15 protein-coding genes are annotated in these 13,802 nt (G+C 64.2%); 5 read left to right on the top strand and 10 right to left on the bottom strand.

Features of this window, described 5'->3' with window-relative positions:
* Window positions 1–50: 50 nt before the first annotated feature.
* Window positions 51–524: an Lrp/AsnC family transcriptional regulator gene (locus B9Z03_RS21705; protein ID WP_085466118.1), complete on the bottom strand. Its 474-nt coding sequence runs from the start codon at window positions 522–524 to the stop codon at window positions 51–53.
* 217 nt (window positions 525–741) lie between these two features.
* Here B9Z03_RS21705 and trxB point away from each other — a divergent pair, with 217 nt between their 5' ends.
* Window positions 742–1,716, top strand: coding sequence for a thioredoxin-disulfide reductase (gene trxB, locus B9Z03_RS21700; RefSeq protein ID WP_085467804.1), 975 nt, complete (start codon window positions 742–744; stop codon window positions 1,714–1,716).
* A gap of 33 nt (window positions 1,717–1,749) precedes the next feature.
* Entirely contained in the window at window positions 1,750–2,646 is an 897-nt protein-coding gene (locus B9Z03_RS21695) for a LysR family transcriptional regulator (protein WP_085466117.1), read from the top strand.
* Window positions 2,647–2,925: 279 nt separating this feature from the next.
* Here B9Z03_RS21695 and B9Z03_RS21690 read toward each other — a convergent pair whose 3' ends face one another.
* The 3 genes from B9Z03_RS21690 to B9Z03_RS30675 form a co-directional block, all read right to left on the bottom strand.
* Entirely contained in the window at window positions 2,926–4,971 is a 2,046-nt protein-coding gene (locus tag B9Z03_RS21690) for an elongation factor G (protein ID WP_085466116.1), read from the bottom strand.
* 176 nt (window positions 4,972–5,147) lie between these two features.
* Window positions 5,148–5,597, bottom strand: a complete 450-nt coding sequence (locus tag B9Z03_RS21685) for a helix-turn-helix domain-containing protein (protein WP_244561810.1) — start codon at window positions 5,595–5,597, stop codon at window positions 5,148–5,150.
* A 1-nt stretch (window position 5,598) separates the two neighbouring features.
* Window positions 5,599–5,832 (bottom strand): hypothetical protein, encoded by a 234-nt coding sequence (locus tag B9Z03_RS30675; protein WP_432417043.1) that lies wholly within the window; start codon window positions 5,830–5,832, stop codon window positions 5,599–5,601.
* Here B9Z03_RS30675 and B9Z03_RS30325 point away from each other — a divergent pair.
* Entirely contained in the window at window positions 5,800–6,093 is a 294-nt protein-coding gene (locus tag B9Z03_RS30325; protein WP_244561809.1) for a hypothetical protein, read from the top strand. The two genes, B9Z03_RS30675 and B9Z03_RS30325, sit on opposite strands and share 33 nt — an antisense overlap.
* Window positions 6,094–6,115: 22 nt before the next feature.
* Here B9Z03_RS30325 and B9Z03_RS21675 read toward each other — a convergent pair whose 3' ends face one another.
* Window positions 6,116–7,450 carry an alpha/beta hydrolase family protein gene (locus B9Z03_RS21675; RefSeq protein WP_085466113.1) on the bottom strand — a complete coding sequence of 445 codons (1,335 nt, stop codon included), beginning with the start codon at window positions 7,448–7,450 and terminating at the stop codon, window positions 6,116–6,118.
* Between the two features lie 142 nt (window positions 7,451–7,592).
* Between B9Z03_RS21675 and B9Z03_RS21670 the strand changes: the two genes are divergently transcribed.
* Complete coding sequence (locus B9Z03_RS21670; protein ID WP_085466112.1) at window positions 7,593–7,895, top strand: type II toxin-antitoxin system TacA family antitoxin; 303 nt, start codon at window positions 7,593–7,595, stop codon at window positions 7,893–7,895.
* Entirely contained in the window at window positions 7,888–8,409 is a 522-nt protein-coding gene (locus B9Z03_RS21665; RefSeq protein ID WP_085466111.1) for a GNAT family N-acetyltransferase, read from the top strand. Before B9Z03_RS21670 ends, B9Z03_RS21665 begins: the two co-directional genes overlap by 8 nt.
* 8 nt (window positions 8,410–8,417) lie before the next feature.
* Here the strand turns inward: B9Z03_RS21665 and clpS are convergent, their stop codons facing one another.
* From clpS to B9Z03_RS21640, 5 genes are all read right to left on the bottom strand, one after another.
* Window positions 8,418–8,726 carry an ATP-dependent Clp protease adapter ClpS gene (clpS, locus tag B9Z03_RS21660; protein WP_085466110.1) on the bottom strand — a complete coding sequence of 103 codons (309 nt, stop codon included), beginning with the start codon at window positions 8,724–8,726 and terminating at the stop codon, window positions 8,418–8,420.
* A 75-nt stretch (window positions 8,727–8,801) separates the two neighbouring features.
* Window positions 8,802–10,025, bottom strand: a complete 1,224-nt coding sequence (locus B9Z03_RS21655; protein ID WP_085466109.1) for a DUF2333 family protein — start codon at window positions 10,023–10,025, stop codon at window positions 8,802–8,804.
* Between the two features lie 32 nt (window positions 10,026–10,057).
* Window positions 10,058–11,344, bottom strand: a complete 1,287-nt coding sequence (locus B9Z03_RS21650) for a DUF6638 family protein (RefSeq protein WP_085466108.1) — start codon at window positions 11,342–11,344, stop codon at window positions 10,058–10,060.
* 73 nt (window positions 11,345–11,417) lie between these two features.
* Entirely contained in the window at window positions 11,418–11,834 is a 417-nt protein-coding gene (locus B9Z03_RS21645) for an endonuclease domain-containing protein (RefSeq protein WP_085467803.1), read from the bottom strand.
* Between the two features lie 57 nt (window positions 11,835–11,891).
* The gene (locus B9Z03_RS21640) at window positions 11,892–13,802 is read right to left on the bottom strand and encodes an AAA family ATPase (protein WP_085466107.1); all 1,911 of its coding nucleotides are present in this window, start codon (window positions 13,800–13,802) and stop codon (window positions 11,892–11,894) included.

The raw sequence follows: 13,802 nt of genomic DNA, 5'->3' as shown, positions 1-13,802 counted from the left end.
CGGCGGAGCGGGCCAGGGTCAAACCGGAAGCCGGGAGCGATGCGCCATCCTCACGGAATGTCCACCAGCCCCTCGTCCTTCACCTGCCGGATGGTCAGCGCGGTGCGGACGGTGTCGACGTTCGGCGTCGAGGTCAGCTCCTCGATGACGAAGCTCTGGAAGGTGGCGAGGTCGGGCGCGACGCAGTGCAGCATGAAGTCGGATTCGCCGGAGACCATCCACGCCTGGCGCACGATCGGCCAGCCGCGTGTGCGCTCGGAAAACTGTTTCAGCTCGGCGTCCGACTGGTGGTGCAGGCCGATCAGGCAGAAGGCGACAACCTGCTGGCCGAGCGCGGGCGCATTGATCAGCGCGCGATAGCCGCGGATGATGCCGCTGTCCTCCAGCCGCTTGACGCGCCTCAGGCAGGGCGGCGCGGAGATGCCGACCCGCTTCGACAGCTCGACATTGGTCATGCGGCCGTCGTCCTGCAGTTCCTTCAGGATTTTCCAGTCGATGGCGTCGAGGTCGGCTTTCGGCGCCATGGGGTTCTCCTTCGCGGATGGAATCTGGTTCGGGTACGCAACAAAGTTACGCGAACTGGCGTCTGACGGAAAGTCCATTCGCGCCTGACCCATCGCGATCTGTGTGCAACCGGCGCGCATACTTCACAGATACGTGCAGACTCCTTACATCTGCCATGCCGTCATGTTTTCGCGTGCGGCGCGGGGCCTCCCGCACGGCTCGATCGAGGGTTTTGTCATGTCCACTCGCCACGCACCGGTCGCCATCATCGGCTCGGGACCGGCAGGCTACACGGCCGCCATCTATGCCGCGCGCGCGATGCTGAAGCCGATGTTGATCGCCGGCATGCAGCAGGGCGGCCAGCTGATGATCACCACCGACGTGGAGAACTATCCGGGCTTCGCCGATCCAATCCAGGGCCCGTGGCTGATGGAAGAGATGCGCAAGCAGGCCGAGCATGTCGGCACGGACATGGTCAACGACATCATCGTCGACGTCGACATGACGCGCCGGCCTTTCGTGCTCAAGGGCGATTCCGGCGACGAATACACTTGCGACGCACTGGTCGTGGCCACCGGCGCGCAGGCGAAATGGCTGGGGATCGAGAGCGAGGAGACCTACAAGGGCTTCGGCGTGTCGGCCTGCGCCACCTGCGACGGCTTCTTCTACCGCGGCAAGGACGTCGTGGTGATCGGCGGCGGCAATTCGGCCGTCGAGGAGGCGCTGTATCTCTCCAACCTCGCCAAGTCGGTCACCGTCATTCACCGCCGCAACGAGTTCCGCTCCGAGCGCATCCTGCAGGAGCGGCTGTTCCGGAAGGAAAACGTCAAGGTGATGTGGGACCACGTCGTCGACGAGATCGTCGGCGTCGAGGGCAAGAAGCCGCTGCCGCCATCCGTCACCGGCATCCGCCTGCGCAACATCCGCACCGGCGCGGTGAGCGAGATGCCGATCGACGGCGTGTTCGTCGCCATCGGCCACGCGCCGGCGGTGAGCCTCTTCGAGGGCAAGCTGAAGCAGAAGCCGAACGGCTATCTGTGGACCGCGCCCGATTCGACCCGCACCGACGTGCCCGGCGTGTTCGCCGCCGGCGACGTCACCGACGACATCTACCGCCAGGCGGTGACGGCGGCCGGCATGGGCTGCATGGCCGCGCTCGAGGCAGAGAAATATCTCGCGGAAATGGAATCGGTCCGCGACGCGGCCGAGTAAGAACTGGTGTCCGCTCGTGCACGGGGGAATGACATGCCGCTCGACTGGGACAAGCTGCGTGTCTTCCACGCCGCCGCCGAGGCCGGATCGTTCACGCACGCCGCGGAGAAGCTGAGGCTGTCGCAATCCGCGATCTCGCGCCAGGTCAGCGCCTTGGAGCACGACGTCGGCGTGCCGCTGTTCCATCGCCACGCGCGCGGCCTCGTCATGACCGAGCAGGGCGAGATGCTCTATCGCACGGCGCATGACGTGCTGATGAAGCTGGAGAATGTCAGGTCGCGCCTCACCGAGGCCAAGGACCGGCCGTCCGGCCCGCTCAGGGTCACCGCCACGGTCGGCCTCGGCGCCGGCTGGCTGACGGAGCGCGTGCCGGAATTCCTCGAGCTCTATCCCGAGATACAGCTGCAGCTCATTCTCTCCAACGAGGAACTCGACCTCACGATGCGGCAGGCCGACTGCGCCATCCGGATGCGGCAGCCGCAGCAGCCGGACCTGATCCAGCGCCGCGTCTTCACGGTGCATTTCCACATCTACGCCGCGCCCTCCTATATCGAGAAGCACGGCAAGCCGACCTCGCTCGCCGATCTCGACAACCATCGCGTCGTCTCCTTCGGCGAGTCCATTCCCGTCCACATCAGCGATGTGAACTGGCTGGAGACGGCAGGGAGACCGGACGGCTCGAAGCGCGTCAATCTGCTCCAGATCAACGACATTCTGTCGATCAAGCGCGCGGTGCAGCGCGGCGCCGGTATCGCCATGCTGCCGGACTACGTGATCGACAAGGACTCAGGCCTGGTGCAGGTGCTGACCGATACGGAAGTGCCGTCCTTCGACACCTATTTCTGCTATCCGGATGCGATGAAGAACCAGGTAAAGCTCCAGGTCTTCCGCGATTTCCTCGTCGCAAAGGCGCGCAGCTGGGCCTATTGATTAGGCAAGCTTACGTAAGGGCTTGGTCCAGGACGCCGAAAAAGCGAGCAAAATCGGGCATCCATGCGTATTTGCATGGCAGGTCTGCGCATCGACTGCTTGTTATTTCGGCACGACGCGCACATATCACGATCATCTCCTGAGCGCGTTCTCCTCCCATTAGCGCTCATGAGTGTTCCCCTCTGGAGGTTCAGCCGGAAACGGCACTTCCAATTGACTCGGCCGGATCTTTGGATCCGGCCTTTTTTCTTTCCAGCTCCGCACGGGCCGTTTTCGGCGTCAGGCCGCCTTGCCCTGCGCGCTCGTCACTTCGTCGGCGAGGCGTCCTGTCAGCTCGGCCATGTGATCGAAGATCGCACGGAACGAGGCGACGCCCGCCGAGGCGGAGCGCAATTCGACGATCAGGTCGCCGATCTCCGCCTGCGGCATGGTCGCCTCGACCACGTCCCAGCCCGGCCAGCCCTCGCGCGCGTCGTAGCCGAGGATCTGGCCGCGCCGTTGCGGGATCAGGGCCGTGATGCGCGCGGTCGCCTCGGACGGCGTCGCGATCTCGACCCTCATCACCGGCTCCAGCAGCACCGGCGAACAGGCCGCCATGCCTTCCTTCATTGCCAGCTTCGCCGCCATCTGGAACGCCATGTCGGAGGAATCGACCGAGTGGTACGAGCCGTCCGACAGGTTGACCGCGATATCGACGACCGGGAAGCCGAACGGCCCCGTCCTGAGGAAGTCGCGCACGCCTGCCTCGACCGAGGGGATGTAGGTCTTGGGCACCACGCCGCCGGTGATCGTGTCGGTGAACTCGAAGCCGGCGCCGCGCGGCAGCGGCTTGATCTCGATCTGCACGTCACCGAACTGGCCGTGGCCGCCCGACTGCTTCTTGTGCCGGCCGCGCTGCTGCGTGGCCTTGCGGATCGTCTCGCGGTAGGGCACCTGCGGCGCGCGCGACTGGAGCGGGATCTGGTGGCGGCCTTCCAGCTTCTCGGTCGCGACGCGCAGATGCATCTCGCCCTGGCCGGCAAGCACCGTCTCGCCGGTGTCCTGGTTCTGCGACACGAAGAGCGACGGGTCCTCCTCCGCCATGCGCTGTAGGGTGGCCGACAGCTTGACGTCGTCCTTCCTCTCGCGCGGCCTGAGCGCAAGCGCATACACCGGCTCGGGCGGCAGAGGGAGGTCGGCTTTTGCCGGTGCGACCTTGCCGATCGCCAGCACGTCGCCGGTGCGGAAATCGTCGAGCTTGCCCAATGCCACGGTGTCGCCCACCGCGGCGACGCCGAGCTTGGCCTGGTCGCGGCCGGTGAGACGATAGACGCCCGTCACCTTGCCGCTTCGCGCGCCATCGGCGGCGAGTTCCGCGCCGTCGGCGACGGTCCCGCTCAAGATGCGCGCGACGGACAGCTTGCCCCCGTGCGGCGTGTGGAACGTCTTCATGATCCTGACGCAGCTCGATCCGGAGACGCCGAGCCGCTTGCGCGTGTCGGAGGCATCGGGCGCGTCGTGGCGGATGGCCTTCAGCAGGCGCAATATGCCGTTGCCGTGCTCGGCCGAGCCGATCAGCACCGGCGTCACCGCGCCCTCGCGCAGGTCCGCCGAGAGGTCGTCGAACACTTCGTCGCGTGGCGGCTCGATCTCCTCGAGCAGTTGTTCCATCAGCGTGTCGTCATGGTCGGCCAGCCGCTCCAGCATGGCGAAGCGGGCTTCCACCTCGCGCGCCTTCTCGTCGTCGGGGATCGCGGTGATTTCGCTCTCGGCATGCTCGCGCCAGACATAGGCGCGCTCCAGCGCGAGATCGATCGAGCCGACGACGATGCCGTCCTTGCGCAGCGGGATCTGGCGCAGCAGCAACGGCCGCGAGCTCGCCGGCTGGAGCAGCTTGAGCACGTCGCGGACGCCGGCGCTGATCTTGTCCACCTTGTTGAGGAAGAGCATGCGCGGCAGGCCGAGATCGTCGAGTTGGCGCAGGATGAGCTGGAGGGCGGGGATCTTCTTGTCGTCGGCCTCGGCGACCACGATCGCCGCGTCGCAGGCGGCGAGGATCGGAACCGCCTCGTAGGAGAACTCGATCGATCCGGGACAGTCGGCAAAGGTGATCGACTCGCCCATGAAATTGACCGTGGCGAAGGTCGCCTCCGTGCTCATCTGGTGAGCGCGGGCCTCCGGCGTGTTGTCGCCGACCGTGGTGCCGGCAGCGACGCTGCCCTGCTTGGCGATGGCGCCCGTGCGGGCGAGGATGGCTTCAAAAAGGGTGGTCTTGCCGCTCGCGAAGGGACCGATGATGGCGATGCATTTCGGTCCCTTGCGCCTCTCTCCGGCGCGCTTGCCCATGCTTTCCTCCTCTCATGCGTTGCACATGAGCGGCGGCCGGCCCGTCCGGCCGTCGCATGGCCTGTCCGGCCGTGCGGCCGGTTGAGGCCATGCGGGTATGGAACCACCAATGGACGGGGAGGGCAAGGGCGAAGGGGGAGGAGGGGGCTCGGGAAACTCGACGGCGCTCGTAAGACTTAAGCCGCCATCAGTTCGTAAGGGCGGGCGTCGCCCTCCAGCTTTCGGACCCGGATGGGTTGCTCTTCGGCCGTCGGAACGCTTCGCCGCGAGAGCTCGTCGATCCCGGCTTCGACCGGTAGTCCGAGCTTTTCAACGGCCAGACGACGCACCAATGCTTCCGCCGTGCCATCGATTTCGATTTCGTTGCGTTCCCAACGGCCGATCGACTGCTTGTCGCGGTGTACCAGAAGGGCCAGCTCCGATTGCGTGAAGCCCATCTCCGACCGCAGGAAGCGCAGCTCGTCGCCGCTGATGCCTTTCGGATGGTTGACGATCCCAAGGGCGATGACGTGATGCAGCTCGTTGACTGCGGGAATCGTGAGGATCTCATCGCCTTCCTCATCCACCTCGGCCACAATGCCATCGATATAGACATTGAGCAGTCCGCTCTCGGTGTAGTGATGCATCTTACCCATCGTCCGTAGCTCCAATGATCGACCCCGCCACACGCTCGAATTCGTCGAGCCACATGACGGTCACGATCGTGAGAAGACATTCATCCTTGGCGGGAACGACAACAATTCCGATCGACCGGCTGCCGCTGTTCGGCGTCCTGCATTCGATCTGATAGCGGAAATGGCCCGGACGCGTTGCAGGAGCCGGCGCTCGATGGACGTTCCCGAACCTGAGCGCATGGAGCACATCGGAGATGATCAGACCGCGCTCCGAAAGCCGCTCGCGCGCATGCAGCTTGTACGTGATGCTGAGCTTCGGGTTTCTCGCAATCGATCTGATCTCATCCGTCGCACGGCCGGCATCCCAAGGCTGCGTCATCCGCGCAAAGCCATGTTGTTCAAATATCCCACCATCGAAGGTATCATCATGATACCTTTCTGGCCGGCTGGCGTCAATCCTGACGGGTTCGTTGCGTCATTCGACCCGTCAGGCACAGAATGTCAGTGACAAGCTGTCCTGTCACCGGCCACTAGTTGCTCCCCGCCATGCGCTGGCTGAGCGTGAGGCCCTTGGCGGTGCGGTCGGCGAAGCCCTTCCAGTAGGTGTGCTCGGGCTTGAACGTTCCGTCCTCGTTGGCGGCGAAGACGCCGTCGGCGGCATTGGGGACCACGTCGAGATAGGCCTCCATCTCCTCGTCTTCCTTCAAATATTTGCCGAGGAAGGCGGTGACGAAATGCTGGGAGATGTTGTTCATCCTGACCGTGTCCCAGACCGGATCGGCGTAGTGGTCGAACGGCGCCCAGCCGAGCTTTTCGGATTTCTTCCAGGACTCGACGGGCGCGGGGATCGGCGCGCCGGCATTGTGGTTGGCGTTCTCGAAGGTGAGGAGATAGGCGTCGGCGTTGATCGTGCCCTCGTAGATCGCCTTCACGCCCTTGTCGTAGCCCGAGACGTCGTCGACGCTGCCGGCGACGTAGAAGATCGGCTTCTGGATCTTGGCGAGCGCGTCCTCGTCCCAGAAGCCGCGCTCCATGCCCCACGGCGCGAAGGCGACGACCGCCTTGACCCGCTCGTCAGGCAAACCATTGTGGCTCTCCGAGCCGGCCTGGTTCACAGCAAGCGTCTTTTCCGGCGCGCCCCATTCGTAGCCGACGGCGGCCTCGGTGACGCCCGCGCCGGCGGAGATGACCGCGCCGTAGCCCCCCATCGAATAGCCGATGATGGCCGCCTTTTCCGTGTCGACCAGCCCGTTGAGGAAACTGCCGTCCTCGCCGCCGAGCCGCTCGATCTCGTTGAGGACGAACTTCTGGTCGAGCGGCCGGTTGACCAGCGTCGAGCCGAACTTGCCCTGGTCGTTATAGGTCGAATCCGTGTGGTCGATTGCCGCGACGACATAACCCTTCGAGGCAAGGTTCTCGGCCAAGTGACTGAGCAGGAATCGGTTTCCGGGGTAGCCGTGCGACACGATGACGAGCGGGTATGGCTCTTCGCCCGTGATCGGCTCCGCATCCCGCAACGCTCTGCCGTGGAGCGTCACCTGGGTCTCGCCGTCGCGCAGGAAGACGCCTTCATAGATGCGCGGCCGCGCCGACGGCGACAGCGCAGCCGGATACCAGACCTCGACCTTGAGCGGACGGTCGTAGCGCGGAAGCTCCTTGCCGGGCTCTACCTTCACGATGTCGACCTGATCCTTGTTGACGAGGTCGATCGTGCGCACGCCGATCTCAAGCTCGCCATAGGGCGCGAGTTCCGGCGCGTCGGGTCGCACCTGGTCGATCCGGTTGTCCTGGGCCATCGTCACTCCGACCAGTGCGAATTGAGCGGAAAAGCCGACGGCGAACGCCGCGGCGAGGAGCTTGTTCATCTATCGTCTCCTTGGAACACCATCCCTGTCCTGTCCAGACACTCTATCGCGTGCGCGCGTGAAGGCCAGACGACAGAGCGGTTTCCCAATTTCGTTGACTTTTCCGGCCACTGGCCGTACCTTTTCTTCAAGGTAGGTGATCATGACACAGACAGCGACAAAAAAGCCCAGCGCGCGCGTGCGCAGCGAACGGCTTGAGGCGCGGGTCACTCCGTATCAGAAGGGGCTGATCGAGCGCGCCGCCGCGCTGCAAGGGCGCAGCGTTACGGATTTCGTATTGTCCAGTGTGCAAGACGCTGCGCAGCGCGCGATCGACGACTATCAGCGGATCGACCTGTCCGTAAAGGATGCCGAGGCGTTTGTAGAGGCCCTGCTAAACCCGCAGCCGGTGAACGATCGTCTGCGTGAAACGATACGGCGTTACCGTCGGGCGACCGGTGTTTGAAGAATCCGGTGAGCGAGCGAACGTAGTAGCGCTCGACGCGTCTCACGATCGATCGTCGTTCGAGAGTGGCGTCGAACCGTTGGATCGCTACTTTCGGACTCAGATTGGGCAGGATGCTCGCAAAGGGATGGCCGCGCCATTCGTCCTGCTGCTAACAGATGGTACGATCGTTGGATATTATACCCTGTCCGCCACAGGTGTGAGCGTGGGTGAGTTTCCAGAACGGATTGCGAGGAAGTTGCCGCGATATCCGCTTGTTCCAGCTACCCTTGTTGGACGGCTCGCCGTCGATCATCGCCATCGTGGCAGGGGGCACGGACGGCATATGTTGGCTGATGCACTCTTTCGTGCCATGCGCAGCGAGGTAGCTTCATTCGCTGTCGTCGTCGAAGCCAAGGATGAGGACGCGCAGCGGTTCTACGAGCGGGAAAGCTTCATACGGTTCTCCGGGCAGCCGATGAGGCTGTACCGGCCTATTGCAGACTACCGCAAGGTTTTCGAGGAAAAGCTGTAGGGCTGGCCTCACGTCTCCGGTTCCGTCGTGAACATCAGCGGGAAGCCGGCGGCCTTGCCGGCGTCGGTGGCGCGGGTGGCCTTGGTCTCGGCGACGTCCTTCGGATAGACCGAGACGACGCAGACGCCTTTCTGGTGCGCCGTGATCATCACGCGGTAGGCCTGGTCGTCGGTAAGCCGGAATTCGGCCCGCAGCACCATCACCACGAATTCGCGCGGCGTGAAGTCGTCGTTGACGAGAATGACCTTGTGCAGCTTCGGCCGCTCGGTCTTCGGCTTGACCTTGACCCTCGGCTTCGTGACCGTTTCCGGAGGCATGGCGCCCTCCTTCGCGAATGACGTTGCCGCTCACATAACCCGATCGCGCAGGATGTCCAGACCGCCGACGTGGCGTCAGCGCTGGAGCACCGCCTGCACCTCGATCAGGTTGGAACGGACGCGCAGCACGTAGAACCCCATCGTCGCAAGGTGCGTGGCGAACAGCCCGTCTTCCGAACTGTTGACGATGATCCACGGCCGGATCTTCAGCGCGGAACGGAACTGCGCTTCCATCGCGTTCCACAGATTGTCGAGGTTGCGCTCGCGGATCACGTCCTCGAAATCGGCGTGCGACGCAGTCATCAGCCCGTAATAGGCGTAGAGCTGGCCGTAGGAGAACCAGAAGCGGTCATCCGCACGGGTGTCGAAAAAGCCGCGATCGTAGTTCTCCGAGCGCTCGCGCAGGATCGCGGAAGTGTCGCCCAATGCGCTCGCCACGCGGTCGAGATACTGGATCAGGTTGTCGGCTCGGGCGTCGAACACGGCCTCGCAGCGCGCCAGCCGGTCGTCGAAGGCGCGCAGGTCCCGCACGATCTCGCGGTAGTAGGCCGGCGTCGGGGTCTTGGGGCCCGGCGGGTTAAGGCCGACATACCAGGTGTATTCGTCGAACTGGGCGTTGCCGCGCGCGCTCTGCAGATTGGCGTCGATCTGCGAGGTGCCGCGGACGCGGCCAAGATTGTCGGCGAGCTCCGTCGCGGTGCGCCGGATCGCCTCGTGGATGCCGCGCTGGAACGAGGCCTTGTTGTCGAGGAAGGGCGTCTTGTCCCAGGACAACCCGAACAGGCCGAGCTTGTAGAGGATCATCGACGAGATCCACGCGTTCCGGTTGACGTTGAAATCCGTCAGGTCGGCGGCCACCTCGGCGATGGCCGAGCGGCCGCAGCTTCGGCCGCTCGGGGCGGCAGCGGCAGCTGCGGGCGCGTCCGCCACAGACGGGCCCGTGTTCGCGGTGGCGGTGGGATAGGTCACCGGCGCCTCGACGGTCGCCATCGCGGGCGAGGGCTGCGGCGGCAAGGCTGCCTGCTCGCCGGCCGACCGGCGGCGCTGCTCGAAATTGTATTTCGCGACGTAGTCGGGGTCGAAATCCGTCCAGCGCTGGGTGGAATAGATGAAATAGGCATAGAGTGCCGCGAGCAGCAGGATCGCTGCGCCCAGCCCCGCCTTCAGGATCCAGCCCTTCTGCAGGTACCAGCGGCCGAACCACAGGAACGGCCACATCAGGATGCCGATCAAAAGGCCGATGGCGCGGCCGATCCACTGGAACACCATAGTGACGAAAGCGACGATCGGATCGAGCATGGGTTCCCTCAGCCTGCGAATGTGTCTCGCGTTCAGTCCTTCAGCCCGTAGAGCCGCTCGCGGAACGCCGCCTTGTCCTTGAGATATGTGGTTTTGAGCGTCTCGACAACATGCGCGCGCCAGCGCGCCGGCCAAGCCTCGTATTCCTTGTAGAAGCTCTGCTTGTTGAAGACGTAGCGGGAGACGAAATCGTCCGGCACGAAATCCGAGATCAGCCGGTTGGTGAGCCAGGCGTCGGGATGGTCGGGCCTGGCCCGCACCACCAGGAAGCGCCGCTCGGGCTCCATGTCCTCCAGCCGCAGCTTGCCGGTCTGGGCAAGCTCGCGCTTGGCCGCGTTGAGGAACGGGAAGATGCCGTCCTTGTTGATCAGGTCGGCGTTGGAGTGGATCCAGGTCTGCAGCCACACCTTGTCGACCTTGTCGAAGTCGAGGTTCGGCTGCTGCCTGTGGATCAGCGCACGTACCGCCATCTCGGCGCGGTGCTCGAGATAGTTCGACGTCTCGATCCACGAGGCACGCGGCAGGTCCAGCCGCCCGGTGGAGGCAAGGAAGCGGAACACGCGCTCGGCGTCGCGGATGCCGAGATAGCTCACCTGCCACGGCCGCGAGCGGCGGAAGCCGGGGGCGGCGGGATCGGAGATGACGGTCGTCATATCCTTGTCGATGAAAACGTAGATGCCGCCGAAATGGCTGGTCCAGAACGCTTCGTGGCGGAAGATCACCCGGTCGGGCACCAGCTTGTTCTCGCGGATGTCGCCGGTGACCTTGGCGAGATCCACCATCCGCTCCAGCATGGCCGTGTCGCGCCAGGCATCCGGCTCGAGCTTCAGCCGGTCGACCAGCGCGCCCAATTCGCCGGCTTTGCCAAGCACGTCTTCCGCCGAGAGCACGCGGAACTCGACCTGGTTGATCGACAAAAGGTCCTCGATGTCCTCGACCTTGGACACCGAATCCTCGATCTCGCCGTAGATCACATCCTTGATCGTCAGCGCGTCGATCACCCGCCGGTTGCTCGAATAGAACTCGAACATCAGCTGCGAGGTGTTGGAGAACGCGGTGTGCACCACCGGCAGTTCGGCCTGCGCGGGCGTCAGGATGATGAAGCGGCGATTGACTTCGTTCGGATCGAGATATTGCAGGTCGCCCAACTCCTCGGCGATCTGCGGCGAGAAGCCGGTGCGGTCGATGTCGAAGCTCTTCAGCTTCGTCGGCTTCAGCCCGAACGCCTTCAGCGCCTTGTTGTAGCGCTCGATCAGATGCGGCTCGTCGACGGTGAGCAGGCGGCCGTAGATGAGGTCGTTGTCGCGGAGGAGGTCCATCAGCGCGACTCCCCCTTCTCCCCGTTCACGGGGAGAAGGTGCCCGAAGGGCGGATGAGGGGCGGCGCAAGCGTTCACAATCCAGTCTCCGGCGCAGATGTCGCGGGAAGATACTTCGTCTCGCTGGAGACCATTCTCTCGCCAAGTCTTCCGTCAAGCGCGGCAACGATCATTTCCAGAACAGCGCGACGATCCTGCAGGACGTCGATATGCCAGACGCGAAGTACGTTCCAGCCGTTGATGTTCATAGAAGTGTCTCTCCGGATGTCCCTGACCGACCCTTCATGCTGGCTGCCATCCACTTCGACAACAAGGTTCCTCTCGCGGCAGGCAAAGTCTGCGGTGAACAGCCCTATGCCATGCTGCCGTACGAACTTGAAACCGTTGAGGCGGCGGTCTCTCAACTCGGTCCATAGTGCTCGCTCCGCATCGTTGTCGACTTTGCGGAGACGTTGGGATTGTTCGGTCCGGCGAGTGTTCTTGCCACGCATGACGCTGCCCCTCATCCGCCCTTCGGGCACCTTCTCCCCGTGAACGGGGAGAAGGAACTAAGCTCCCCACAGCCCCTTCGCCTTCAGCTCCTCCATCTCCTTGACCGCCCGCTCGCGCAGCCTGGCGTCGCGGATCAGCTTCGACACCGCGGCGTCGTCCGACTTGTCGGAGTAGCGGAATTCCGAGTCGGCGTAGCGGTTCACTTCCTGCATGACCATCTCCATGTCGAAGGGGCCGCGAAGGTCCTCGATCATTGCCTTCTTGTCGTCGTAGGGCTTGTGCATGAAGGTTTCGGGCTTCTCGAACCAGTCGTCGGGCAGTTCGATGTCCATGGCGCGCATCTTGATCGCGTCGGTGACGTTCTTGATGGCGCGGCCGGTGAAGCGCGGCTCGGCTTCCTTGATCAGGTGCAAATAGGTGCCGATGTCGGCCATGGTCTTCGGCTGGCCGTTCTCCTTCATGAAGCGCTCGTAGACGCGCATCAGCCCGTCCTCGTGCGGCTTCGAATGGCTTTCGTAGGCAGTGTTGACGGCGCGCTGGATCTCCTGCGCGGCGTAGAGCTGGTGCTCGCCGAGCGGGATCTTGTGGTTCTTGCCGGCGAGCAGCACGAAGATGTCGATATAGTCGTCGCGGCTCTGCGGCCCGTCGACCAGCCAGCGGGCGCCGGCGCGCTGGCGCAGAGCGTCGTCGACGTTTTCGGGGTAGTTGGAGAACATGCCGAAGGAGCAGTTGCCCCGCACCACGGTCATTGCGCCGGAGAAGGCATCCATCAAAACGCCGGTGATCTCGTGCTGGCCGGCGGAAGCGCGGTCGTCGGAGCGTTTGGCCGCCACCTGGTCGATGTCATCGATGGTGCCGAAGCCGATCGCCTTGGGATTCAGCACGTTCTCCACGAAGGCGCGGCAGTTCTGGCCGGACTTGCCCTGGTAGGACGAGATCTGGTCGACGCCGAAGTTCTGGTAGTGGAACGGATAGCCCGCCACTTGGCAGTGGCCGTTGACCAGGCCGGCGATCATCTGGATCAGCGTCGTCTTGCCGGTGCCGGGCGCGCCGTCGCCGATGAAGGTGAACAGGAAGCCGCCCAACTCGACGAACGGGTTCATCTGCCGGTCGAAATCGTAGGCGACCAGCATCTTGGCGAGCTTCACCGCCTGGTATTTGGCGATGTGGTTGCCGACGACCTCCTCCGGCTTCTTGAAGGTCATCACCAGCGGTTTGGCCTTCTGGCCGGGTGCGACGTCAAAGCCGTTGAGCGTGAAGTCGTCCGCCTCGATGCGGATATGCGCGTCCTCGAAAGCGCCGAGCCCGTCGAAACGGCCTTTTCGCGTCAACAGGCCCTCGATCGCGATGCGGGCGAAGGCTTTCGCGCGCGCCATCATGTCGTGGTCGTCCTTCGCGCCGGCAAGGCCGGCGTCGAGCCCCGCCACCAACGACTTCAACGCGTCCTGCGCGGTGTCGAAGAGGAAATCCGGCTCGGCGATGTCGTTCGGCGGCTCACCGTCGGCCTCAATGGTCTGCGCGAGATAGGAGGCGAAGGCGAAGGCGGCGACATAGGCCGAGGCGTTGATCAGCTTCTTGAAGTTCGACGCCTCCTCGCCCTCCAGCGGCGCACGCGCATTCTTCGCCTGCAGGGCCTCGAGATCGTTGCCGCGCGCGAAGACATCCGCCACCGCCAGCGCCACGGAGAGACCGCGCCGCGCCCGGAACAGCAGCGTATGCTGCAGGATCGACAGCATCTGGTCGTCGGGCCGCACGGCGGCGATCCGCTTGGCGAGCTCGACCTCCTTGGTGCGCTGCACCGAGCCGGTGGAGACCGTCGAGACGAAACGGCGGCCGGTGCCGGCGAGCGCGGTGTTCGACAGGCCGGCGGAGGCTTCGAGCACGATGACGCGGGTCACCATCGACTGCGCGGTGGCGCGGTGCTTGTCGATGTCCTTCTCATCGATGGTCGTCAGGCCGGTGTCCAT

Source organism: Mesorhizobium australicum (assembly GCF_900177325.1).
Taxonomy (GTDB): Bacteria; Pseudomonadota; Alphaproteobacteria; order Rhizobiales; family Rhizobiaceae; genus Mesorhizobium_A; species Mesorhizobium_A australicum_A.
Note: the sequence above shows the minus strand (reverse complement) of the source record. Positions and strands in the feature narration are given on the sequence as shown.

Excerpts from the sequence above, each read along its gene's own strand:
- B9Z03_RS21640 (WP_085466107.1), bottom strand. The coding sequence starts at position 13,802 with ATGGACACCGGCCTGACGACCATCGATGAGAAGGACATCGACAAGCAC.
- clpS (WP_085466110.1), bottom strand. The coding sequence starts at position 8,726 with ATGCCTCCGGAAACGGTCACGAAGCCGAGGGTCAAGGTCAAGCCGAAG.
- B9Z03_RS21705 (WP_085466118.1), bottom strand. The coding sequence starts at position 524 with ATGGCGCCGAAAGCCGACCTCGACGCCATCGACTGGAAAATCCTGAAG.
- B9Z03_RS21655 (WP_085466109.1), bottom strand. The coding sequence starts at position 10,025 with ATGCTCGATCCGATCGTCGCTTTCGTCACTATGGTGTTCCAGTGGATC.
- B9Z03_RS21670 (WP_085466112.1), top strand. The coding sequence starts at position 7,593 with ATGACACAGACAGCGACAAAAAAGCCCAGCGCGCGCGTGCGCAGCGAA.
- B9Z03_RS21690 (WP_085466116.1), bottom strand. The coding sequence starts at position 4,971 with ATGGGCAAGCGCGCCGGAGAGAGGCGCAAGGGACCGAAATGCATCGCC.
- B9Z03_RS21645 (WP_085467803.1), bottom strand. The coding sequence starts at position 11,834 with ATGCGTGGCAAGAACACTCGCCGGACCGAACAATCCCAACGTCTCCGC.
- B9Z03_RS30325 (WP_244561809.1), top strand. The coding sequence starts at position 5,800 with ATGGACGTTCCCGAACCTGAGCGCATGGAGCACATCGGAGATGATCAG.
- B9Z03_RS21650 (WP_085466108.1), bottom strand. The coding sequence starts at position 11,344 with ATGGACCTCCTCCGCGACAACGACCTCATCTACGGCCGCCTGCTCACC.
- trxB (WP_085467804.1), top strand. The coding sequence starts at position 742 with ATGTCCACTCGCCACGCACCGGTCGCCATCATCGGCTCGGGACCGGCA.
- B9Z03_RS21695 (WP_085466117.1), top strand. The coding sequence starts at position 1,750 with ATGCCGCTCGACTGGGACAAGCTGCGTGTCTTCCACGCCGCCGCCGAG.
- B9Z03_RS21685 (WP_244561810.1), bottom strand. The coding sequence starts at position 5,597 with ATGCATCACTACACCGAGAGCGGACTGCTCAATGTCTATATCGATGGC.
- B9Z03_RS21675 (WP_085466113.1), bottom strand. The coding sequence starts at position 7,450 with ATGAACAAGCTCCTCGCCGCGGCGTTCGCCGTCGGCTTTTCCGCTCAA.